Origin of the sequence: Nonomuraea sp. KM88 (assembly GCF_052245635.1) — a bacterium.
Classification (GTDB): domain Bacteria; phylum Actinomycetota; class Actinomycetes; order Streptosporangiales; family Streptosporangiaceae; genus Nonomuraea.
In genome coordinates, this window is sequence record NZ_JBQQCC010000006.1 from 335,621 (window position 1) to 357,788 (window position 22,168).

Annotated in this window: 20 protein-coding genes; 15 read left to right on the forward strand and 5 right to left on the reverse strand. The window is 72.2% G+C overall.

Translation table 11 applies throughout. The features are described 5' to 3' along the window. Positions 1–33: 33 nt before the first annotated feature. Together ACTWPV_RS20915 and pseI are read left to right on the forward strand one after the other, a co-directional pair. Entirely contained in the window at positions 34–525 is a 492-nt protein-coding gene (locus tag ACTWPV_RS20915; protein WP_443153079.1) for a GNAT family N-acetyltransferase, read from the forward strand. After that, the gene (gene pseI, locus ACTWPV_RS20920) at positions 522–1,565 is read left to right on the forward strand and encodes a pseudaminic acid synthase (RefSeq protein ID WP_347646586.1); all 1,044 of its coding nucleotides are present in this window, start codon (positions 522–524) and stop codon (positions 1,563–1,565) included. Before ACTWPV_RS20915 ends, pseI begins: the two co-directional genes overlap by 4 nt. On the opposite strand, the gene ACTWPV_RS20925 is transcribed toward pseI, so the two are convergent. Both ACTWPV_RS20925 and ACTWPV_RS20930 read right to left on the reverse strand, forming a co-directional pair. Continuing rightward, entirely contained in the window at positions 1,562–2,533 is a 972-nt protein-coding gene (locus ACTWPV_RS20925; protein ID WP_443153080.1) for a PseG/SpsG family protein, read from the reverse strand. The genes pseI and ACTWPV_RS20925 overlap by 4 nt on opposite strands. Beyond that, positions 2,530–3,258, reverse strand: coding sequence for a cytidylyltransferase domain-containing protein (locus tag ACTWPV_RS20930; RefSeq protein WP_443153081.1), 729 nt, complete (start codon positions 3,256–3,258; stop codon positions 2,530–2,532). The genes ACTWPV_RS20925 and ACTWPV_RS20930 overlap by 4 nt, the downstream gene beginning before the upstream one ends. A 102-nt stretch (positions 3,259–3,360) precedes the next feature. On the opposite strand from ACTWPV_RS20930, the gene pseB reads away from it, so the two are divergent. Next, entirely contained in the window at positions 3,361–4,338 is a 978-nt protein-coding gene (gene pseB, locus ACTWPV_RS20935; RefSeq protein ID WP_347646583.1) for a UDP-N-acetylglucosamine 4,6-dehydratase (inverting), read from the forward strand. After that, entirely contained in the window at positions 4,338–5,462 is a 1,125-nt protein-coding gene (locus ACTWPV_RS20940; protein WP_443153082.1) for a DegT/DnrJ/EryC1/StrS family aminotransferase, read from the forward strand. The genes pseB and ACTWPV_RS20940 overlap by 1 nt, the downstream gene beginning before the upstream one ends. On the opposite strand, the gene ACTWPV_RS20945 is transcribed toward ACTWPV_RS20940, so the two are convergent. From ACTWPV_RS20945 to ACTWPV_RS20955, 3 genes are read right to left on the reverse strand one after another with little or no spacing between them, the layout of a single operon-like run. After that, a complete protein-coding gene (locus tag ACTWPV_RS20945) occupies positions 5,463–7,358 on the reverse strand; it encodes a glycosyltransferase (protein ID WP_443153083.1) in 1,896 nt (631 codons plus the stop codon). A 20-nt stretch (positions 7,359–7,378) separates the two neighbouring features. Next, positions 7,379–8,995 (reverse strand): hypothetical protein, encoded by a 1,617-nt coding sequence (locus ACTWPV_RS20950; RefSeq protein WP_443153084.1) that lies wholly within the window; start codon positions 8,993–8,995, stop codon positions 7,379–7,381. Continuing rightward, a complete protein-coding gene (locus tag ACTWPV_RS20955; RefSeq protein WP_443153085.1) occupies positions 8,992–9,858 on the reverse strand; it encodes a hypothetical protein in 867 nt (288 codons plus the stop codon). Before ACTWPV_RS20955 ends, ACTWPV_RS20950 begins: the two co-directional genes overlap by 4 nt. Positions 9,859–10,019: 161 nt before the next feature. On the opposite strand from ACTWPV_RS20955, the gene ACTWPV_RS20960 reads away from it, so the two are divergent. The 11 genes from ACTWPV_RS20960 (at position 10,020) to ACTWPV_RS21010 (ending at position 22,167) form a co-directional block, all read left to right on the forward strand. After that, a complete protein-coding gene (locus ACTWPV_RS20960; protein ID WP_443153086.1) occupies positions 10,020–10,268 on the forward strand; it encodes an acyl carrier protein in 249 nt (82 codons plus the stop codon). Beyond that, positions 10,243–11,001: an SDR family NAD(P)-dependent oxidoreductase gene (locus ACTWPV_RS20965; RefSeq protein ID WP_347646577.1), complete on the forward strand. Its 759-nt coding sequence runs from the start codon at positions 10,243–10,245 to the stop codon at positions 10,999–11,001. The genes ACTWPV_RS20960 and ACTWPV_RS20965 overlap by 26 nt, the downstream gene beginning before the upstream one ends. Further along, positions 10,998–12,434, forward strand: coding sequence for an AMP-binding protein (locus ACTWPV_RS20970; RefSeq protein ID WP_443153087.1), 1,437 nt, complete (start codon positions 10,998–11,000; stop codon positions 12,432–12,434). Before ACTWPV_RS20965 ends, ACTWPV_RS20970 begins: the two co-directional genes overlap by 4 nt. Then, positions 12,431–13,465 carry a LuxE/PaaK family acyltransferase gene (locus tag ACTWPV_RS20975; protein ID WP_347646575.1) on the forward strand — a complete coding sequence of 345 codons (1,035 nt, stop codon included), beginning with the start codon at positions 12,431–12,433 and terminating at the stop codon, positions 13,463–13,465. The genes ACTWPV_RS20970 and ACTWPV_RS20975 overlap by 4 nt, the downstream gene beginning before the upstream one ends. Next, positions 13,435–14,694 carry an acyl-CoA reductase gene (locus tag ACTWPV_RS20980; RefSeq protein ID WP_443153088.1) on the forward strand — a complete coding sequence of 420 codons (1,260 nt, stop codon included), beginning with the start codon at positions 13,435–13,437 and terminating at the stop codon, positions 14,692–14,694. The genes ACTWPV_RS20975 and ACTWPV_RS20980 overlap by 31 nt, the downstream gene beginning before the upstream one ends. Further along, positions 14,691–16,832, forward strand: a complete 2,142-nt coding sequence (locus tag ACTWPV_RS20985) for a hypothetical protein (RefSeq protein ID WP_443153089.1) — start codon at positions 14,691–14,693, stop codon at positions 16,830–16,832. Before ACTWPV_RS20980 ends, ACTWPV_RS20985 begins: the two co-directional genes overlap by 4 nt. A gap of 115 nt (positions 16,833–16,947) precedes the next feature. After that, complete coding sequence (locus ACTWPV_RS20990) at positions 16,948–18,156, forward strand: glycosyltransferase (protein WP_443153090.1); 1,209 nt, start codon at positions 16,948–16,950, stop codon at positions 18,154–18,156. A 3-nt stretch (positions 18,157–18,159) separates the two neighbouring features. Beyond that, complete coding sequence (locus tag ACTWPV_RS20995) at positions 18,160–18,867, forward strand: class I SAM-dependent methyltransferase (protein WP_347646571.1); 708 nt, start codon at positions 18,160–18,162, stop codon at positions 18,865–18,867. A 68-nt stretch (positions 18,868–18,935) separates the two neighbouring features. Next, entirely contained in the window at positions 18,936–19,613 is a 678-nt protein-coding gene (locus ACTWPV_RS21000; protein WP_443153091.1) for a polysaccharide deacetylase family protein, read from the forward strand. A 668-nt stretch (positions 19,614–20,281) separates the two neighbouring features. After that, a complete protein-coding gene (locus ACTWPV_RS21005; RefSeq protein ID WP_347646569.1) occupies positions 20,282–20,986 on the forward strand; it encodes a hypothetical protein in 705 nt (234 codons plus the stop codon). Beyond that, complete coding sequence (locus ACTWPV_RS21010) at positions 20,983–22,167, forward strand: S8 family serine peptidase (protein ID WP_443153092.1); 1,185 nt, start codon at positions 20,983–20,985, stop codon at positions 22,165–22,167. Before ACTWPV_RS21005 ends, ACTWPV_RS21010 begins: the two co-directional genes overlap by 4 nt. Position 22,168 lies beyond the last annotated feature (1 nt).

Here is a 22,168-nt window from a genome sequence, read left to right on the forward strand (position 1 = left end):
CAGTTGAGTCCGCGCTGAGAGTTAGGGGCAGCGATGCTGAGGAGCGTCCGTGACGATGATCTGCCCGTGATGCGCCGATGGCGCAACCACCCACGGGTGCGCGCGGCCAGTTTCGCCACGCACGAGATCGCGCCGGCCGAGCACCTTCGGTGGTGGCAGGCGACCCGCGCCGACCCGGGCAGGTGCGTGCTGATCTACGACCACCACGGGGTCTCCGCGGGGGTGGTGACCTACGCCGACCTGGCGTCCGGCGCCGCCTCCTGGGGCTTCTACCTCGACCTCGAAGGACTCGAAGGGTCGGGCGACCTGCTGCGGGCGTGGATCGGGCTGGAGAAGGCGGCCATCGCGCACGCCTTCGGGCCGCTCGGGCAGACGGCGCTGCGCGGCGAGGTGCTGGCCGACAACGCGCCGGTCAGGCTGCTGCACCAGCGGTTCGGCTTCGCCGAGGTGAGCTCCTACCAGCGCGACGTCGACGGTGTTCCGCGTGACGTCGTGGCCATCGAGCTCAGGAAGGGGCAGGCGTGATCTCCATAGCGGGCCGGCCGATCGGGGCCGGGCATCCGCCCTACGTCGTCGCCGAGATGTCCGGAAACCACAACGGGAGCCTGGCACAGGCGCTGGCGATCGTGGACGCGGTGGCGGCGAGCGGCGCGCACGCGCTGAAGCTGCAGACCTACCGGGCCGACACGCTGACCGTCGACTGCGACGGGCCCGCGTTCCGGATCGGCGACGGGCACGAGCTGTGGGGCGGCGAGCACCTCTACCAGCTCTACGAGCGTGCCCACACGCCGTGGGAGTGGCACGAGCCGATCTTCGAGCGGGCCCGCGAGCACGGGCTCACCGCCTTCTCCTCCCCCTTCGACCCCACGGCCGTCGAGCTGCTGGAGAAGCTGGGCACGCCGGCGTACAAGATCGCCTCGTCGGAGATCGTGGACCTGCCGCTGATCAGGCTCGCGGCGAGCACGGGCAAACCACTGATCATCTCGACGGGCATGGCGTCCGCCGGGGAGATCGAGGCCGCCGTGACGGCCGCCCGAGAGGCGGGCTGCGAACAGCTGGCGGTCCTGTCGTGCACGGCGTCCTATCCGGCCTCGCCCGCCGAGAGCAACCTGCGCGCGCTGCCGCTGCTGGCCGCACTCACCGGAGCGGTCGTCGGCGTCTCCGACCACACGCCGGGGCTGGGCGCCGCGCTGGCAGCGGTGGCGCTGGGCGCCTGCCTGATCGAGAAGCACGTCACGACGTCCAGGGCCGAGGGCGGGGTCGACGCGGCCTTCTCACTGGAGCCGGGCGAGCTGCTGGCGCTGGTGGTGGAGAGCGAGCGGGCCTGGCAGTCGCTGGGCAGCCCGGTGATCGGGCCGCGCCCGTCGGAGCGCGAGGGGCTGCGCTTCCGCCGATCCCTCCACGTCGTGCGCGACGTGCGCGCGGGCGAGCCGGTGACCCCTGACAACGTACGCTCGATCCGGCCGGCGGGCGGGCTGCCTCCCGAGGCCGCCGCGCAGGTGATGGGCCGGCGCTTCACCCAGGACGCGGCGTTCGGCACGCCGCTGACCTGGGACCTCGTCTAGAGCAGGGCGAGCAGGGCCTCGGCGACGCGCTCCCTGCCCTTGCCGTCGACGAGGCCGCTCCCCCGCCTGCCGTGTTCCTCGCGGGTGGCGGGGTCGGCGAGCAGCCGGGCGAGCGCGGCCACGGCCCGCGCGTCCGGCTCGCCGCCCAGCCCGGCGGCGACGCCCCGGCCGACCAGCTCGCCATAGCCGATGAGCTGGTTGTCCGCCACCCAGGTCAGCGCCGTGGGCACGCCGAGGTGGAGCAGCTCCCAGATGGCCGAGCCGGCGGCGGTGACCACGAGGTCGGCGCCGGCCATCAGCTCGGGCAGGCGGTCCGTCGGCGGGATCACGGTGATCGGGTCACCCGCGTCGAAGGGCGACGGGCTGATCACCGTGCCGCGGAACGGCTCGCCCGTCGCCTGGAGCGCCCGCGCCCACGCGGGGGCGACGCCGGCGCTGTCGGTGCCGCCGAAGAAGCAGAGCACGTGCGGCACCCGGTCATGCCTTGGCGTGCGCGCGCAGCGGCGTACGCGGTCGCGCAGCAGCGCGTATCGTGCTCCGGCCAGCCACCGCCCGCCCCTACCGGACCTGTGGCGGCGCTCGGCGCCGAGGTTCTGGTCGAGATAGAGGTCGGCCTGCTGGCCCAGGGGGTCGCCGTCGGCGATGGCCAGCACCGCCAGGCCGGCCCGCCCGAGCGCCGCCCCGGTCTCCGCGGGCAGCTCGTACGAGTCCAGCACGACGGCGGCCAGCCGCAACTCGCGGGCCAGCGCCGCCAGCCGGTCGGGTGCCGGCGGCGCGTCGACCAGCGGCAGCCCGCGCTGCTCCAACTGCGCCAGCGCCCACGGCGAGCCGCGCACGTGCCCGAGGAAGACCACCTCGACGCCCCGGGCGCACAACTCCTCGGCCAGGGCCACGCAGCGCACCAGATGGCCGACCCCGAGGCTCTCCCCGGCGTCGCAGCGGAAGCCCACCCTGTGGCGGCCGTTCACGCGTCCTGCAGCGCCTTCTGCCGCACGTGGGCGTTGAGCCCGCACACCTCGGGCCGGGCTCGCAACCAGCTCACCAGCGCCTTGACCGGCACGTAGCGGTCGCCGAACTCGCCCACCACGCGGGAGATCAGCTCCCAGTCGTGCTCGGTGTCGAGCGTGACCCGCAGGTCGTCGGCGGCGGGCCGGTAGGTCAGCCCGAGCAGCCGCGCGTCACCGGGATGCTCGTAGACGTAGGAGGTGACGTGGGTTCGGTGGAAGGCGGCGGCCTCCCGGTCGGCCCGCTCCAAGGCGGTCCTGCCGACGATCTCCACGTCGAGGCCGCGCGGCAGCGTGCGCACCAGGCTCGTGCTCAGGTAGTCGAGGCCGGGCACGGCCCGGTAGACCAGCGCCGCCTCCCTGATCACGGCCGGGTCGAGCAGCGGGCAGTCGGCCGTGAACCGCATCACCGCGTCGGCCCGCCGCCCGGCCACCGCCTGCACGAACCGCGTCAGCACGTCGTCGACGGGCCCGCGGTGGCAGGCCACGCCGAGCGCGCGGCACTCGGCGGCCACGGCGTCGTCGGCCGGCTCGATCGTGGTGGCGACGACCAGATCGTCGAGGGCGGCCGCCTCGCGCGCCGCGCGTACGACCCAGGACAACACCGAGCGGCCGCCCAGGTCGCGCAGCACCTTTCCGGGCAGGCGCGTGGAGCCCATCCGAGCCTGAACAATTCCGACAATGCGCACCGAAGCCCCATTCCCCCGTGTGACGCTGAGTCTTCGAACGATCGCGCTATGCTACCGCCTGCTCATACGACGACAGTGCGCAAGCACGATTCAGGGGGCCACGTGAGCATTCTCAGCGGATCGTCGATCTTGATCACCGGAGGCACCGGATCCTTCGGCAAGGCGTTCATCAGGCACGCGCTCGACTCGCTCGGAGTGCGGCGCCTGGTGGTCTTCTCCCGCGACGAGTTGAAGCAGTACGAACTCAAGCAGCTCTTCGACGACGACGAGCGGCTGCGCTGGTTCATCGGCGACGTCCGCGACCGCGACCGGCTGACCCGCGCCATGCACGGCGTCGACCACGTCATCCACGCGGCGGCGCTCAAGCAGGTCGACACCGCCGAGTACAACCCGTTCGAATACGTCCGCACCAACGTCTCCGGCTCCCAGAACGTCGTCGAGGCCGCCATCGACTGCGGCGTGCGCAGGGTCGTCGCGCTCTCCACCGACAAGGCGTCCAGCCCGATCAACCTCTACGGCGCCACGAAGCTCGTCGCCGACAAGCTGTTCGTCTCGGCCAACCACTACGCCGCCGCCCACGAGACCCGCTTCTCCGTCGTCCGCTACGGCAACGTCGTCGGCAGCCGCGGCTCCGTCGTGCCGCTCTTCCTGCGGCTGGCCGGGCAGGGCGGCTCCCTGCCGATCACCGACAAGCGCATGACGAGGTTCTGGATCACGCTCGACCAGGCCGTCAGGTTCGTGGTCGACTCGTTCGACCTGATGCAGGGCGGCGAGCTGTACGTGCCGCGCATCCCCAGCATGCGCATCACCGACCTGGCCGAGGCGCTCGCCCCGCACAGCCCGGTCTACGAGATCGGCGTGCGCCCCGGCGAGAAACTGCACGAGGAGATGATCGGGCCCGACGACGGGCGCAGGACGCTGCGGCTGTCCGACCGCTACGTGCTCCAGCCGACGATCGCGACCTGGGGCTACCGGCCGCCGCACGCCGGCGAGCTGCTCCCCGAGGGTTTCGCCTACCGGTCCGACACCAACGACCAGTGGCTCTCGGTCGACGACCTGCGCGGCATGGTGACCGGCTGATGTTGCCCTACGGACGCCAGTCGATCACCGAGTCCGACGTCGAGGCCGTCGCCGAGGTGCTGCGCGGCGACTGGCTGACCACGGGCCCCGCGGTCGGCGCGTTCGAGGCCGAGCTGGCCCGCTGGACCGGCGGCGTGCCGTGCGTGGCGGTCACGTCCGGCACCGCGGCGCTGCACGTCGCCTACGTCGCGGCCGGGGTGCGGCCGGGCGACGAGGTCGTCACCTCGCCTCTGACGTTCGTGGCCACCGCCGCCACGGCCGCGCTGCTGGGCGCGCGGGTGGTCTTCGCCGACGTGCAGCCCGACACGGGCAACCTCGACCCCGGCAGCGCCGCGGCGCTGGTCACGCCGCGCACGCGGGTGGTGACGGCGGTCGACTACGCGGGCCATCCCGCCGACTACGACGAGCTGCGCGCGGTCGCCGACGGCGCCGGGGCGCTGCTGATGGCCGACGCGGCCCACTCGATCGGGTCGGCGTACAAAGGGCGGCCGGTGGGGGCGCTGGCGGATCTGACGACGTTCTCGTTCTTCCCGACCAAGACCGTCACCACGGCGGAGGGCGGCGCGGTGGCGGCGGCCGACCCCGAGCGGCTGCTGCGAGCAGCCCGGTTCATGAACCACGGCCTGGTCAGAGACCCGGCCGAGCAGCGCCATTCCGGCGAGGGCGGCTGGCACCAGGAGGTGCACGCGTTCGGGCTGAACTACCGGCTGCCCGACGTGCTGTGCGCGCTCGGCCTGAGCCAGCTGCGGCGGCTGCGCCGTTTCCGCGCGCGCCGCGCGGAACTGGTCGCCCGCTACCACCTGATGCTGAGCGACGTGCCCGGCCTGGTCCTGCCCGCCCAGCGTGCCTACGTCGAGCCGGCCTGGCACCTCTATCCCGTCAGGGTCGGCGACGGCCGCAGGCGGGAGGTCTACGAGCGCATGCGCGCCGCGGGCATCGGCGTGCAGGTCAACTACCTGCCGGCCTACCGGCATCCGGTGTTCGAGGACCTCGGCTACCGGCGCGGGCTCTGCCCCGTGGCCGAGGCCTACTACGCCGAGGAGCTGTCGCTGCCGTTGTTCCCCGGCCTGTCCGACGCCCAGCAGGAGCGGGTCGCGGAGACGCTGGCCGGCATCCTGTCCTGATCAGCGTTCGGCGAGCAGCAAGCCGCCGTCGTCGTCCCTGTCGATGAGGAAGCGCCGGTCGGCGACGGTCGCGACCGGCCGCTCCCCCGTACGCACCAGCGGGCGGATGGGCCTGCCCTGGTCGATGAGCACCTCCCACCACGCCTCGTCACCGACGCGCTCGTCGATGTCGGCCAGCGGCACCCGCGCGCGGAACTCCCGGCCGTCCAGCGCGACGGGGAAGTACATCTCCTCGCCGTCGCTCCTGCGTCTCAGCCGCAGCACGGGCTCGCCGTCGCCGGCGTCGGAGATCCTCCCCGCGCACACCAGCTCGCCGCCGTCCACCCGGCACGAGCCGATGACCGCCTTGGGCGTACGCAGGCGCAGGCCCCAGGCGCCCTTGGGCATGCGCACCGGCACCACCCACACCCCCGGCAACCGCAGCGGCTCCGGGACGAGCGGCCGCGACCAGCGCGGCCCGCCCACCCGGCCGTCGAGCCGCAGCCCGTGACCCTTCAGCCGCGCGCGCAGGTCCCAGTGCCCGTGCCTGGCCAGCTGCGCGGGCGTCAGCGTCTCCGGGTCGAAGGCGAACCTGAACGGGAAGGTGTGCTCGGCCACCGGGCCGCCGCCGTCCTGCTCGACGTCCTCCCAGACGGGCGCGCTGCCCGCTTCCGACAGGAGCACGGTCTCGCCCGTCCCGCGCTCCTGCAACCACACGCGCAACCGCACCCGTCTCAGGCGGGCGGCGTCGAACCTGCCGAGCGACACCCGGCCCACCCCGTGCAGCACTCCGTCGCGCCATTCCAGGCTCACCAGCCGACCCTTCAGGCGCAGCTCGCCCGAGACGTCCGACAGGTGGCGCGGCATCGACGGGTGGCGGCCGTGCCAGCGCCGGCGCAGCAGCCCCGCCGGTCTGACCTTCGGCAGCAACCGCCCGTCGCGGGCCTCGGCGAACACGTCGGCCAGCTCCTCCAGGCGGCGCCGGTGCAGCAGGTGGACCTGGAGGCGGCGCTCGAACGGGATGCTCCGCCAGGCTTCGCGCGAGACGCCGTCGAGGTAGTGGCAGGCCAGGTCGAGCAGGCCGGCGTCGGCCGGCCGGCCCGTGGCGGCCATGGAGGCCACGGCCTCGACGGCGACCGCCATGTCGATGTCCATCGTGTCGCGGTCGAAGGCGGGCTTCAGTCCTGGCGCGGCACGCCCGATCAGATCGGCGGTCTGCACCACCGACAGCAGGCGGTCGCGCAGGTTGCCGGGCTCCAGGCTGCGCTGGGTGATCGAGGCGCCGGGCTCGTCGCGCTGCCGCCAGTGGTAGACGACCCTGGACAGCACGTCCACCGAACGGGCGCCGACGTGGGCGGCCATGGCGACGGGCTGGTCCTCGTACATGCGCTCGGGGAAGCTCAGGCCCAGGTCGTCCCAGAAGGAGCGGCGGTAGACCTTGTTCCACAACATGCGGTCGCGGATCAGCAGCCGGTGCCGGGTGATGTGGGTGCCCCTGGCCGGCCTGGCGAACGCCTGCCGGTGCGCCCACGAGGGCACGAGCAGGTTGCGGTGCAGGCGCATGACGTTTCCGCAGGCCAGGTCGGAGCCGGTGTTCTCGAGCGAGGCCACCATCCGGCCGAACGCGTCGGGCGGCACGGTGTCGTCGCCGTCGACGAAGGCCAGGTAGAGGCCGCTCGCCTGCCGTACGCCGACGTTGCGGGCCCGGCCGACGCCGTGGTTGTCCTGCCTGATGAGGCGGATCCGGCGGTCGCCGGCCTGCCGGGACGCCACGACGGCCGGGCCGCCGTCGTCACTGCCGTCGTCGACGCAGATCACCTCGAGATCGGCCAGGGTCTGCGCGGCGATGGAGTCCAGGCAGGGTCCGATGTACTTCTCGACGTTATAGAACGGCACGATCACCGACAGAACCGGCACATGCACTCCTCATCGTTACGTCAACCGGACAACAGGCGGATGACTCGGCGGGCGACCTTGCGAGGGCGGGCCAGGCGGCGGGAGAGGCGGTATCCGAGGGTTCTTCTGTAGGCGGTGGCCCTGCGCTGCGTCCTGCGCAGGCGGGACTTCGACCTGACCAGCTCGCGTTCGCGGTAGGTCAGCTTGGTCTCCAGGCGGGCGATCCTGGCCAGGGCGGCGGTGAGCTGGTCGGCCAGGCGGTCGCGGGCGCCGAGCAGGTCACGGTAGGTGGGGGCCTGCTCGGCCGGCTCGGCGGGCTGGCCGAGCTCGGCGTCGAACTTCCTGGCCCGGTCGAGGTCGTTCCGGTCGCATGGGCGCCCGGCCATGCCGCACAGCGTCAGCGCGAGCTGGTCGGCCTCCAGCGGCCACGGCCACGGATGGTGGTGCCCGGCCGCCAGCAGCCTGTCCGCGAACCGCCACAGGATCCGGCAGAGCACGACGCGCGGCTCGGGAGGCATGGACGGCGCCGCCGCGGGGCTGATCGCGGCGAAGCGCGTGCCGTCGTGGACGAGGCTGTCGGCCGCGGCCACGACGGCGCCGCCGCCCTCCAGCCACTCGGCGAGACGGGCGAGCAGGTCGCGTACGGCTCTGACGTCCTCGCGGGCGCAGGCCTCGACGAGGATCTCCTCGACGACCCGGCCGGTGGGGATCCGGCGCTCGTCGCCGTCGGGCAGCCGCCGGGTTGCCGTGCCGGTGAACTCGTACAGGGCCGCGCCCTCCTCGATCAGGCCCAGCGGCAGATCACCCTCGACGCCTGGGGTGACCGGCGGGCGGGTGGCGACGGCGACCCAGAGCGGCGCCAGCTCCTCGCCCAGGCGGTGGCGGAACACCACGCGGGTCAGCCGCAACGGGTCGGCCACCAGCATCCGGTCGCCGCCGCGCGCGCTGAGCGGGAACGTGAGCGCGTCGGGCAGGTCGCCGGCCAGCGCCTCGCTGGCCAGCAGCGCGCGCGGCGCCTGGCGTCCGGGGTAGGCCGCGTAGCGGCGCTGCACGACCAGACCCGCGGACTCCAGGCCGCGGTCGACGGCCAGCGGCCCGCTGGGGTAGCCAGGGTCGAAACCGTGCGGCGCCCACTGGTCGTCGCCGCCCTCCCGGTCAGCGGGCCTGGCCTCGATGAACCGGTCGATGCCCAGGTCGTTGCGTACGCCGAGCACCAGCCGCCCGCCGGGCGCGACCAGCGCCGCGAGCGCGGCCACCGACTCCTTCCACCCGGCGGCCGGCGCCTCGGCGGAGTGGGTGCGCGCCAGCCCGTCGATCGCGAGAACCAGGTCGTACGGCTCGTCGGCGTCCAGCATCTCCAGCCGGCCGCAGAACACCTCCAGCCCCGGGTGCCGCGAGCCGAGCGCGCACGCGTCGGGGTAGGAGCGCACCAGCGCCGCCGCCTCGGAAGCCAGCGCGACGACCTCGTCCACCAGCGCCTGTGGATGCGGCCCGACCAGCAGGACCCTGCCGCTCGCCGGGGTCATCCGCCTGACCAGCTCGAGTGCCGCGCCGCGCCAGTCCGTGATGCCGCCCATGTTGGACACGTCGGACCACAGCAACATCTCGCCGCCGATCAGCCGGACGTTCTCGGGCGCCTCGCTCATGCGCGTGCTCATGACCTCGCTCCGTGCCCGGTCGCCGGGGATCCACAGCGCACCCGCATCCATCCGAACATTCGCCGCAGCTCCTCCGGTGTCGCCTGATAGTCGAAACCCAGCTCCTGCCTCGCCGTCTCCGCCGCCAGCCCGGGGTCGACGGTCGTGCCGTGCAGTTCGGGCCAGAGCCTCATGCGGCGCGCCGCGCCACCGTATTCCGGCCGTTCGTCCTCGAACTGCATCGGATCGCCGTACACGGCCACTTCGCAGCCCACCGACGCGCCGTAGAACAGCGCGCTGCCGAGCCTGTTGGAGGCCACCCTGCGGTGGCGCCGCAACTGGCGCAGTTGCTTGCGCAGGAAGTCACGCCCCTTCGCATCCCAGCGGGATCCGCGCTCGCCATGGCAGATGACCCGGAAACCTCTCAACTCGTACGCCCGCCGAATGTCCGGATTTGCGAACTCCAGCCAGTAAAGGCAGACCGTGACCGGGCCGGTCTCGACATCTCGTATTTCGTCGGCAAGTCGACCATGGTCACCACTGACGGAATGCTTCTCCCATCCATGAAATGGATACCAGATCGTACCTTCACGATCGGGAACCACGCCCAAGTCCGGCTCGAGGTGAAGGAGGTAAATCCACGGCGCGCCGATCAGGTAGTGCCCCCGGCGGCCCATGGACCAGCCACGGCGGCGCAGCGCGTCCGACCAGATGAAACGTGGATAGCCGGGGCTGCACCAGTGGTCGTTCGGGGGAAATCCGTGGAGATAGTTCCATCCGTGCTGGAGAAACCCCTGGATGCGTTTCGGCAGCTCGTCCGGCAGGCCGCAATATTTGCCGAGAATGCGGGAGTGTCCGTACCAGTGATTGGATTCGTCCATCATTTCCCCCGTACGGTTGGCGTGTCCCAGCCGACATTCCCAGCCCTCCGCACAGCCCACGCGTCGTTATACGCTTCCATTACCCACCACGGGGCCTTGGTTTCTCCTCACCTGTCGATCACGGATACACTGGGTCGCGCCTTGAGGACAGAGAGTGAGTGATCATGAGTCATCTCGACCGCCTGCGGGCCACCTTCCGCATGGCGCTCAACCTGCCTGACGGCGCCGACGTCGACGGGCTCGAATACCGTGCCATCCCGCAGTGGGACTCCCTGGCCCACATGGCGTTGATCGCCGCGATGGAGGACGAGTTCTCCGTCATGATCGACACCGACGAGATGATCGACATGAGCTCGTTCGCGAAGGCGGCCGAGCTGCTGGAGAAGCATGGCGTCGGCGCTGCCGCCCGCTGAGGCCAGGGTCACCCTGGTCACGGGTTCGACGGCGGGCATCGGCCGGGCCATCGCGACCGCGCTGGCCGCCGCCGGCCACGACGTCGTGCTCCACGGCCGCGACGAGGAGCGGGCCGCGAAGGTCGCCGCCGACGTGGCCGCCGAGACCGGCGGCCTGACCGGCTCCGTCCACGGCGACGTGGCCGATCCCGGGCTCGTCTCGGCCATGATGCGGCGCATCTACCAGCGGCACGGCCGGCTCGACTCCCTGGTGATCAACGCGGGCGTGCACGCCGCGGGCCTGCTCGGCATGGTCCGCCCCGACACCATCGGCCGCCTCTTCGAGGTCAACGCGATCGGCGCCACGCACACCCTGCAGGCCTCGCTCCGGCTGCTGCGCCGGGGCACCAGCCCCGCCGTGGTGCTCGTCTCCTCGATCATGGGCCGCGCGGGCGGCGCCGGCCAGGCCGTCTACTCCGCGACCAAGGCCTCGATCATCGGCCTCACCCTGGCCGCCGCCAAGGAGCTGGGGCCCGCCGGCATCCGCGTCAACGCCGTGGCGCCCGGCTACATCCAGACCGACATGCTCAGCACGCTCGACGAGCACACCCGCACGGCCACGGTCGCGGCGACCCCGCTCGGGCGCCTCGGCAGGCCGGCCGACGTCGCCCGTGCCACGGCGTTCCTGCTCTCCTCCGACGCCGGTTTCATCACCGGCCAGGTCCTCGGCGTGGACGGCGGGCTGGTGCCGTGACCACGCCCACGCCCCGCTCCCAGCCTCCCCACGGGCACAACCCGCGCTCGCTCCACGGGTGGGCCGCGGGCCACGGTGCCCAGGAGCCCCCGTTCCCCCACCCGGAGGCCCGGCTCGTCGTCGCGGGCGACGATGCAGCGCTCTCGGGCGGTGAGCTGGGTGACCACATCGACCGCGCCGCCGAGGCCCTGGCCCGGCTGCGGCCGGGGCCGCTGTTCTGCGGGATGCGCAACAACCTCGCGTCGGTGCTGCGCTATCTCGCCGCCTGGCGCTCCGGCCGGCCGATCGCGCTGCTCGACCCCGACCTGCCCGTCGGGGCGCTGGCCGACCTGGCGGGCCGGTTCCAGCCGGCCGCCCTGCTCGGGTTCACCCTCGCGGCCGACGGCTCGTCACCGCGCCCCCCGCGGGCGCCACGGCCTCCGTCCCACCGCGACGCGGGTCACGCGCCCGAGCCGCATCCCGACCTGGCGGTCCTGCTCGCCACGTCCGGCTCCACCGGCAATCCCCGCCTCGTCCGCCTCTCGCGCCGGGCCGTGCTCGCCAACGCCGCCGCCATCGTCACGGCGCTGTCCATCGAGCCCGCCGAGATCGTGCCCACCAGCCTGCCGCTGCACTACAGCTACGGCCTGTCGGTGCTCAACAGCCACCTGATGGCGGGGGCCACCGTCGTGCTGACCGAGGCGGGGCTGCTGGAGCGCTCGTTCTGGACCCACCTCGACGCCCACCACTGCACGTCGCTGGCGGCCGTCCCCTACCAGTACGAAATGTTGCGCCGGTTGCGCTACGACCGGGCCGAGCACCCCGCGCTCGCCACGTTCACGCAGGCGGGCGGGCGGCTCAGCGAGGAGCTGGTCAAGGAGTTCGCCGCTCAGGCCGACCGGTTCTTCGTCATGTACGGACAGACCGAGGCCACGGCCCGCATCGCCGTCCTGCCTCCTGACCGGCTCGCCGACAAGCCGGGCTCGGCCGGGCTCGCCATCCCCGGGGGCCGGCTGACCATCGACGCCGGGGAGGTCGTCTTCCACGGTCCCAACGTCATGATGGGCTACGCGGAGACCGCGGCCGACCTCGCGAGGGGCGACGACCTCGGCGGGGTGCTGCGCACGGGCGACCTCGGCCGGCTCGACCCCGAGGGGTTCCTCCACATCACCGGGCGGCTCAAGCGCATCGCCAAGATCTTCGGCGTGCGGGTCAACCTCGACGACGTCGAGCGCCTGCTGGCCGCCTCCGGACCGGCGGCGGCCACCAGCGGCGACGACCGGGTCACGGTGTGGACGGAAGGGCTCGACGCGGCGGGCTGCGCGGGGCTGGCCCGGCGGCTCGGCGCGGAGTTGCGCGTGCACTGGAGCGGGTTCGACGTCCGCAGCGTCGACCGGCTCCCCCTCCTGGCCAACGGCAAGATCGACTACCGCGCGCTGGAGTCCCACGCATGACCTCGGGCGTGTTCACGCTGGGCGGGGCCGAGCGGGAGGCGGTGCTGGCGCCGGCGCTGGCGGCGCTGACCGAGCGGCACCGGCAGGCGTGCCCGCCCTACGACCGGATTCTCGACGCGATCGGCGCGCGGCCTCCCTACGAGCGGGTGGCCGACCTGCCGTGGTTGCCGGTGCGGCTGTTCAAGACGCACGAGTTGCGCAGCGTACGCGAAGACCAGGTGTTCAGGGTGCTGACGTCCAGCGGCACGACCGGGCAGCGGCCGAGCCGGGTGTTCCTCGACCGCGAGGCGGCGGCCGCGCAGACCCGGATGCTGGCGGCCACGTTCAGAGGGCTGCTGGGCGAGCGGCGGCTGCCGATGCTGGTCGTCGACAGCCGCTCCGTGGTGCGTGACCCGGCGCTGAGCGCGCGCGGCGCCGGCGTGCTCGGGATGATGAACTTCGGCAGGGACCACACGTTCGTGCTCGACGAGCGGGGCCGGGTGGACGCGGAGGCGGTCAAGGGCTTCCTGGCGCGGCACGGTCGCGAACGGTTCCTGGTCTTCGGGTTCACGTTCATGGTCTGGCTCCACCTGCGCGGCCTCGGCGCGGACCTGTCGCAGGGGGTGCTGATCCACTCGGGCGGCTGGAAGCGGCTGGCCGAGCAGGCGGTGGACAACGCCGGGTTCCGGCGGCGGCTGGCGGACGAGTGCGGGCTGAGCCGCGTGCACAACTTCTACGGGATGGTCGAGCAGATCGGCACCGTGTTCCTGGAGGGGCCGGACGGCGACGGGCTCTACTGCCCCGACTTCGCCGACGTCGTGATCCGCGACCCGCAGACGTGGCAGGAGGCGCCACCCGGCGTGCCGGGGCTGATCGAGGTGGTCAGCACGCTGCCGACGTCCTATCCGGGGCACGTCCTGCTGACGGAGGACGTGGGCGTGGTGCGCGGCGTCGACGACGGGTGCCTGCCGGGGCGCCGGTTCGAGGTGCTCGGCAGGTTGCCGCGGGCCGAGGCGCGGGGTTGCAGCGACACGTTCGGGCAGGGCGGCTGATGCCGGGCCCGGAGGTGACGGTCAGGTTCCCCGCCGCCGCGCCACCCGTCGAGGGGGTGCCCGTCGAGGTGCTGCTCGGGCAGGTGCGCGGCCGGCTGGAGACGGGTGACGAGCGGGTCCGCGCGTTCCTCACCGCGTTCGGCAGGCTGCTGCTGCGGCCCGCACTGGCACGCCGGCATCCCGAGCTCGGCTCGCTCGGCTTCTTCCTGCGGCCCAGCGAGCTGGCCCGCACGGTGGAGGGGCTGGCCGGCGAGCACGTACGCGTCCCGCGCGGCCTGGTCTTCCACATCCCTCCTGCGAACGTCGACACCGTCTTCGTCTACTCGTGGGCGCTGTCGGCCCTGATGGGCAACCGCAACATCGTGCGCCTGTCGCCGCGCTCGGGCCCGGTGGCCGGGGTCATCCTCGACACGCTGCACGAGGCGCTGGCCGAGGCCGACCCGGTGATCGGCGCCACCCAGCGGATCGTCTCCTATGACCGCGACGACGCCGTGACCGCCGCGCTCTGCGCCGCCTGCGACCTGCGGGTGGTGTGGGGCGGCGACGCCACCGTGCAGGCGCTGCGGCGGCACCCGCTCGCCCCGCACGCCCGTGACCTGGCCTTCCCCGACCGGTCGTCGTTCGCGGTGATCCGGGCGGCGGCGTGGTCGGGCGCGCCCGACGCGGCGCGGGTCAGGGTGGCCGAGGGGTTCGTCAACGACGCCTACTGGTTCGACCAGGCGGCCTGCTCGTCCCCCAGGACCGTGTTCTGGGTGGGGACGCCGAGCGACTGCGACGCGGCGCGGGCCGGCTTCGCCGAGCACGTCGCGCGGGTGCTGGGCGAGCGCGGGTGGGAGGTCGATGCGGCGATGGCGGTGGAGAAGCGGGTCGCCGCCTACGGGCTGGCCGCCGACGGGGTGGCGGAGCGGGTGGAGTTCCGGGGCAACGCGCTGGCGGACGTGACGCTGGCCGAGGGCGCCGCGCCGCCCAGGCGGTGGCTGGGAGCGGGGACGTTCACGCACGCCAGGATCGGCGCGCTGGCGGAGCTCGGCGCGCTGGTCGAGCGGCGCGACCAGACGATGACGCATTTCGGGTTCGCCGGGGCGGAGCTGGACGAGCTGGCCAGAGGGCTGGCCGGGCGCGGGGTCGACCGGATGGTGCCCGTCGGCGGCGCGCTGAGCTTCCACCGGGTGTGGGACGGCGTCGACCTGCCCGCCGAGTTCACCCGACTGGTGACCGTGACCCGATGACGCTGGCGGCGCCCGAGAGCACGCACGTCCGCCCTCCCGGCTCGCCGGGGCGCGGGTTCGGCCCGGGCTGGGCACCCGCCCTGCTGGTGGGCGCGGGCACGGTGGCCGCGCTGCTGTGGTGCGGCGTTCCCGCCCGTGACCTGGCGGCCTTCGCGGCGTACGTCGGCGCCGGCGTGGCGCTGCCTGGGACGCTGCTGTGGCGGGCGCTGACCGGGGGCGGCCGGACGCTGGCAGAGGATCTCGCGGCCGGGCTGGCGCTGGGATACGCGGTCGAGGTGCTGGCCTACATCCCGGCCCGGGCCGCGGGGCTGCCGCTGCTGGTGCTGGCGCCGCCCGTGGCCGTGGTGTGCACCTTCCTCTGCGTGCCGCGCCTGTGGCGGCACTGGCGTGGGGCGCCCGGCCGGGAGCGCGTGCCGGGCTGGTGCGGCTGGGCGCTCGCCGCGGTGGCCGGCTACCTGGTGGCGTGGTGCGTGATCTCGCTCCACCGCCACCCGGTCTCCAGCGCGTACGTCGACATGCCCTACCACCTGGCGCTGGTCGGCGAGGTCAAGCACCACGTGCCGCCCACGCTGCCGTCGGTGCTGGGCGAGCGGCTCTCCTACCACTGGTTCGTCTACGCCGACATGGCGGCGACGAGCTGGGTCACCGGGATCGAGCCGGTGACGCTGGTCTACCGGCTGTCCACGCTGCCGATGATGCTGGCGATGGTCGTGCTGGTCGCGGTGCTCGGACGCCGGCTCGGCGGGCGCTGGGGAGCGGGGATCGCGGCAGTGGGGGTCACGTACTTCCTGTTCAGCCCGGCGTTGCAGGAGGGCGTGAGCTTCACGTCGCGGTCGATGTTCACCGCCTGGGCGAGCCCCACGCAGACGTTGGGGGCGCTGCTGTTCGCGCCCGTGGTGCTGATGCTGGCCGGCGGGCGGCGGAGCTGGGTGGCGCTCGCCGTGCTGCTGCTCGCGCTGACCGGGGCGAAGGCCACGTTCCTGCCGTTGCTGCTGGCGGGGCTGCTGCTGGTGATGGCCGTGCGCGGGGTGGTGGAGCGGCGGGTGCGCGCGGAGCAGGCGGCGGCCGCGGGCCTCACGCTGGTGTGCCTGCTGGTCGCCCAGTTCGTGGTGTTCGGGCGCGGCGCCCAGGGCACGGCGGTCGCGCCGTTCGCCACCATGCGCTCGCTCTGGGGGTCGGTGGCGGACATCGGGATGCCGGAGCTGGCGTCCGTGCCTGCCTGGCCGCTGGTGGTGCTGACGGCGGTGCACCTGTTCTGCCTGGCGTGCGTGTGGGGCGGGGCGGCCGCGCTGGGGCGGCGGGCGCTGGAGCCGCCGATGTTGCTGGTGCTGGGCATCGGGGCGGCGGGCGTCGGCGCGGCCGTGGTGTTCGGGCATCCGTCGTTGTCGCAGCTGTACTTCCTCGAAGGCGCGCGTCCCTACCTGTCGATCGCCGCCGTGTGCGGGGTGCTGGCGGCGCGGCCGGTGCCGTGGCCGATCGTGACCTGCCTGGTGGGGATGGGTGCGGGCGCCGCCCTGCTGGTCTCGGCGCCCGGCGTCGGCGGCGATGTGCTGGCGGCGGTGGCGGTGCCGTACGCGGTGCTCGCGGCGGCGGCGTTGCCGCTGTGGCGGCGGGGGTTCGGGCTGGCGGTGGTGGCGCTGCTCACGGGGTACGCGCTGCCGGAGTCGGCGCGCGACGTGGCCGCGCACGTCATCCCCGAGGAGGGCGAGCGTAAGCGGGAGATCCCCGACGGGGCGATGGAGGCGGGCCGGTGGCTGCGCGATCATTCGTCGCCGGGCGACGTGGTGGCCACCGACCTGCACTGCCGCCCGGTCACGGAGTCGCCGTGCGACAGCAGGCACTACTGGGTGGCCGGGTTCACGGAGCGGCGGGTGCTGGTGGAGGGGTGGGCGTACGCCGAGAGCACGTTGTCGCGGACCCCGCTGTTCAGGGCGTCCTACCTCGACGTGCCGTTCGCCGATCCGGCGCGGCTGGCGGCGAACGACGCGGTGTTCCAGCGGCCGACGGCGGAGAACGTGCGGCATCTCGCCCAGAAATATGGCGTCAGATGGCTTTTCACCGACAAAAATCGGAAGCTGGAGAGATTCGCCCAGCTGCGTTTCCGGAACGAGAGCTCCTCGGTCTACGAGCTATTCTGAAGGTAAAGATAATCCCCTTTCATGGAACGATGACGAGAAACCGCGCCCGTCTCGCTCGACATCCCCCGCACCATTTTCGTGGAGCCACGGCCACGAGCTAACAGATGGGGATTCTATGAACACGCGTGCCGCCCTGGAGCCGCGCCCCCGCCTCGCCGATGACGCCGCCAACCGGCTGGCGTGGGTGGACATCGTCATCCCCGTGCTCAACGAGGAGCGCGCTCTGCCGGGCTGCGTACGCACGCTGGCCAGGTTTCTCGACGAACGTTTCCCGCTGCCCTGGCGCATCACGATCGTCGACAACGGCAGCACCGACGGCACCTGGGGGGTCGCCACCGCGCTGGCCGGGGAGTTCGACCTGGTGCACGCCCGCCGGCTCGACATCAGGGGCAGGGGCGCGGCGCTGCGGGCGGCCTGGCGCGACAGCCCCGCCGACATCGTGGCGTACATGGACGTCGACCTGTCCACCGACCTCGACGCCCTGTTCCCGCTGGTGGCGTCGGTGGCCAGCGGGCATTCGGAGATCGCCATCGGCACGCGGCTGGCGCACAGCGCGCGCACCCGCCGCTCGCTGCGCCGCGAGGTCGTGTCGCGCGCCTACAACGCCCTGCTCAGGTATGGTTTCGGCGTCCGGTTCAGCGACGCCCAGTGCGGCTTCAAGGCGGCCAGGACCGACGTGGTCAGGCCGCTGATGGACAAGGTCGAGGACGACGCGTGGTTCTTCGACACCGAGCTGCTGCTGCTGGCCGAGCACAACGGGCTGCGCGTGCACGAGGTGCCGGTCGACTGGATCGAGGACACCGATTCGCGCGTGCGCGTGGTGCGGACGGCGCTCGACGATCTGAAGGGGCTGGCCAGGGTCGCCTGGTCGATGTCGACGGGCCGGGCCTCGGTCGCGGTGCGGCGGTCGGAGCCGAGGCCCACGCATCCGGACGCGGTGGTCACCCGGCCGCGGGCGGTGACGCTGGCGAAATTCCTGTCGTTCGCGGCGATAGGTGTCTTCTCCGTCGTCCTGTACACCCTCATTTATCTCCCGCTGCGCGATATATGGTCACCGGCCATGACGAATCTCGGTGCGCTCGTCCTCACGGGGATCATCAACATCGAGGCCAACCGCCGATGGACCTTCAGGAAACGCACCACCGTGCATTTCCGAGCATTTCTGCTCTTCCTCGCGAACTATGCCCTCACCACCGTGGCCGTGCTCAAGGTGCCCCCAGGCTCCGGACGGCTGGCCGAAGTGGGCGTGGTCGTCGCCACGTACTGCCTGCTCACCCTGATCCGCTTCACGGCCCTGGACCGCTGGGTCTTCCCGAGGAAATGATCGATGGAGACGACTGAGATCCGCCGCCTGATCGAGCTCGAGGACAGCCACTGGTGGTATCGCGAGCGCCGGGCCATCCTCCGCCGGCAGCTGCGCGAGCTCGGCCCGCAGCCCGCCCCGTTGAGGCGGGCGCTGGACATCGGCGCCGCCGGCGGTGGCAACACCCGGGTGCTGGTCGAGGCCGGCTGGGACGCCACCGCCACCGACTACAGCGAGACGGCGGTCGAACTGGCCAGGGAGCGCGGGCTCAGGGCCGTGCACGCCGACGCCAGGGCGCTGCCGTTCGCGTCGGGCAGCATGGGGCTGGTGACCGCCTTCGACGTGCTCGAGCACATCCGCGAGGACCACCTGGTCACCGAGGAGATCGCCAGGGTGCTGGCGCCCGGCGGGCACGCCCTGATCGCGGTGCCGAGCGACATGGCGCTGTGGTCGGCGCACGACCACGCCGTCGGCCACGTACGGCGTTACGGCCGCGAGTCGCTGGTCAGCGTGGTACGCCGCGCAGGGCTGACCGTCGACCGGGTCTGGAGCTGGAACGTCCTGCTGCGCCCGCTCGTGCTGCGGCACCGGCGCCGGTCGGCGGGCAGCGACCTGAAGAGGACGCCGTTCCTCGTCAACGCCGGCCTGTCGGCGGTCGTCCGCGCCGAGAGGTATCTGCCGGTGGGCTCGCGCAAGGGCGTCTCGCTGTTCCTGCGTGCCCGGCTGGTATGAGGACAGTGCCCGGAAAGTGATGTGCGGGCGGCACTTCCGGGGGTGGCGATGGCTCTAGGCTGTCTTCTGTGGTGATCCAAGCCGTGCTCGCAGCCTCGCTGGCCCTGACCTCCACGACCTCGCTCCCGGCCCAGGCGGCCGTCGACTGCAAGCGGGTCAAGTGCCTGGCGCTGACGTTCGACGACGGACCGGGCGCGACCACGCCCGCCGTGCTCAAGACGCTCAGGAAGGCGGGCGCGAAGGCCACCTTCTTCCTGGTGGGCAAGCAGGTGGAGAAACGCCCGAAGCTCGCCAGGCAGATCCTGGCGCAGGGGCACGCGATCGGCAACCACACCTACGCCCACGCCTCCCTGCCGTCCTACAACGACGACAGGATCCTCGACGAGCTCAAGGTCACCCAGCGGGTGATCGAGCAGGCCGCGGGGCACCGGCCCGCGATGTTCCGCCCGCCCTACGGGCACACCGACGAGCGGGTGCTGAATCTGGCCGCGCAGACGGACCTCGCGCAGGTGTTGTGGACGGGCACGACGCTCGACTGGAAGCTGCGTGACCCGAAGAAGATCAAGGCGGCCGTGCTGAGGCTGGCCAAGCGCGACGGCGTGCTGCTGATGCACGACGTGGTCCCGGCGACGGCGAAGGCCCTGCCGGGCGTCGTCAAGGAGCTCAAGAAGCGGGGTTACCACCTGGTCACCGTGCCGACGCTGCTGCGGGGCAAGAGGCCGGTCGCCGGGGAGAGCTACCCCTAGCCGGTCTGGCGGGCGTCATCGCGCTCCCGGGAGGCGGCGACGCAGGCGCGACCAGTTGGTGAGCATGCGCCAGCCATGGGCGAACTGCTCGCGCGTCGTCTCATGACACCATGACCTCGCGGGAAATGACCATAGAGAGCGCACACTAAGTAATGGGAAAAATATCTGCCCGCTCGGCGGCAAGATTTATAGCACACCTGACATGTGACGGTCAAAGCAACGAATCCGGATCGAATCCCCAGTGGTCAAGCAGGTGGTGAGTTCATGCCTGGCCAGGTGATCGACGCCGGGTTGGATGAGGACTGACCGTTCATAGCGAGAAAAGGACACATCACCCACCAATTCGGCCAAGCCACCGTGGATTCCTCCTTCGGCGTCCCTCTCCATGGTTAAGAATGTGGCTGAAGTGCCATGCGCACGTCAGCGATCGGGGGAACGCCGCGTCGCCGGATTGGCCGTACCCGCGCCCGTGATCGCGAAGCCACGCGACAGGAGCCATCATGGGGTACCCGCCAGGTGGGCGGCAGCCGCCACCATTCGGATACCAACAACCGCCACAGCACCACCAGCGGCCATGGCCCGGTGCGGGGCAGGCCCCACCCGGCGCTCCATTCCAGCGGCCGCCCGCACCGCAGGGCAAGCCCGGCCCGATCCGGATCGTCCTCGGCGTGCTGATCGCCGGATTCGGGCTGGTGTGCACGCTCGTGGGCGGCGGGGTCATCGCCAAGGCGATCTCCAACAGCAACCAGAACATTCTCAACAAGCAGTACGTGACGAACTTGTGGCGCAACCTGCCGGCGGAGACCCTGTTCCCCGCGACGATCGGTATGTGGGATCCGCAACGGCGCGACCAGTCCGGCAGCAAGGGCTGGACTCGAGCCGCCCTGTCGTCCGAAACCTCGTGCGGCAAGGCCCTCGCCGGCACGCTGGCAGAGGAGGCGGCCGAGCGTGGCTGCATGGCAGCGATGCGCGCCAGCTACGTCAACGACTCGGGAGGGACCGCAGCTACCGTGGTCATCATCGCGTTCGGCAAACCCGACGCCGACAACGACCTGGATGCCATCCTTGACCAAGCGCAGCACGACAAGCGCGACTACGGCATCCGGGTTCTGGCCGCGCCCGGCACCAAATGGACGAACAGCGCGCGGGCGGGCAGCGGCGCCTACTCGGTGCAGGTCCCGAATGCACAGCTGTTCGTCGCTGCCACCGCAGGCCCTGTCGACGGGCGTCGACCGGGCAAGATCCCCCAGCCTTGGGGTGATCGAGACGGCGACGACAACGCCGATCGGGCACCGTGGGCCAAAGCGTCCGACGGCCTGTCCGAGAGCATCTCCGCCCATCTGGCGGCCCAGATCGACAAGGCGAGACCGTGATAGGCAAAGGTGTCGTCTCGGCCATACTGACCGTTCCCCTGCTCCTTACCGCGGCCGCGCCGGCCCGCGCCAACGCGCCGACCGGCTGGGAGCTCAACGTCATGGACGTCCCGGAGGCTCACCAGTCGAGCCAGGGGGACAACATCACGGTCGCGGTGCTCGACACCGGGGTGGTGGCCACACACCCGGAGTTCAAGGGGCGGGTGACCAGCGGGCCCGACTTCATCGGCGGGGGCGCAAAGCCGGGACAGTCGTACTGGGGCAAGCACGGCACCGCGATGGCCTCCAACGTCCTGTCCGTCGCGCCCAAAGCCCGCGTGCTGTCGGTAAGGGTCATTCATGACGACGAGGACCCCGCCCGGGTGGACTTCACAGAAGCCATGAAAAGGTTGGCCGAGACCGGCAAGCCCAGCAAAGCAATGCTGGAAGGGCAGCGAGCGTTGTCCGAAGGCATCCGCTACGCGGTCGACAAGGGCGCCAAGGTCATCTCGATGTCGTTGGGCACCGACGAGCGGAACCACTTCTTCTCCTATCAGGAGGATGTCGCCGCGGCGGTCGACTACGCCATCGGCAAGGGCGTCATCCTGCTCGCCGGCGCGGGCAACGGTGGGCGGCCACACGACAGTGACTCCAACAACATCGTGTCCTACCCGGCCGCGCACGCCGGGGTACTCGGCGTGGCCGCCGTCAGCCCGGAGGGGCGGCGCGCGGAGTTCTCACAGGTGCGCTCGTACATCGCCATCGCCGCGCCGGGCGTAGGCATCCGCAGCGCCCACAACACCGGCGGTTATCGGGTGATCCAGGGCACCTCGCCGGCGTGCGCCCTGGCGGCGGGCGCGGTGGCGCTGATGTTGTCGCGCAATCCCGATCTGAGCCCGCGGCAGGTGCGCGACATCCTCGTCCGCACCGCCACGAAGCCCCCGAACGGCTACACCCTGTTCCTCGGCCACGGAATGGTCAACGCGGACCGCGCGGTGCGGGCGGCGGCCACGACCAAGGGCGCCGAGCCGAAGGCGGCGGCGTACGAAGGGGAGAAACACTTCGGCGACGGGCCGGTCGACTCACCCATCGCCCATCCCCCGCTCGACCAGGAATACCTGGTCATCGGAGGCGTGGGGCTAGGAATCGGGCTCCTGTGCTTCACCGGCACGTTCTTCCTGGTACGGCGGCGGCGCGGCTGAG

Excerpts from the sequence above, each read along its gene's own strand:
- ACTWPV_RS20950 (WP_443153084.1), bottom strand. The coding sequence starts at position 8,995 with ATGAGCACGCGCATGAGCGAGGCGCCCGAGAACGTCCGGCTGATCGGC.
- ACTWPV_RS20915 (WP_443153079.1), top strand. The coding sequence starts at position 34 with ATGCTGAGGAGCGTCCGTGACGATGATCTGCCCGTGATGCGCCGATGG.
- ACTWPV_RS20960 (WP_443153086.1), top strand. The coding sequence starts at position 10,020 with ATGAGTCATCTCGACCGCCTGCGGGCCACCTTCCGCATGGCGCTCAAC.
- ACTWPV_RS20995 (WP_347646571.1), top strand. The coding sequence starts at position 18,160 with ATGGAGACGACTGAGATCCGCCGCCTGATCGAGCTCGAGGACAGCCAC.
- ACTWPV_RS20985 (WP_443153089.1), top strand. The coding sequence starts at position 14,691 with ATGACGCTGGCGGCGCCCGAGAGCACGCACGTCCGCCCTCCCGGCTCG.
- ACTWPV_RS20990 (WP_443153090.1), top strand. The coding sequence starts at position 16,948 with ATGAACACGCGTGCCGCCCTGGAGCCGCGCCCCCGCCTCGCCGATGAC.
- ACTWPV_RS20940 (WP_443153082.1), top strand. The coding sequence starts at position 4,338 with ATGTTGCCCTACGGACGCCAGTCGATCACCGAGTCCGACGTCGAGGCC.
- ACTWPV_RS20975 (WP_347646575.1), top strand. The coding sequence starts at position 12,431 with ATGACCTCGGGCGTGTTCACGCTGGGCGGGGCCGAGCGGGAGGCGGTG.
- ACTWPV_RS20955 (WP_443153085.1), bottom strand. The coding sequence starts at position 9,858 with ATGATGGACGAATCCAATCACTGGTACGGACACTCCCGCATTCTCGGC.
- ACTWPV_RS20965 (WP_347646577.1), top strand. The coding sequence starts at position 10,243 with ATGGCGTCGGCGCTGCCGCCCGCTGAGGCCAGGGTCACCCTGGTCACG.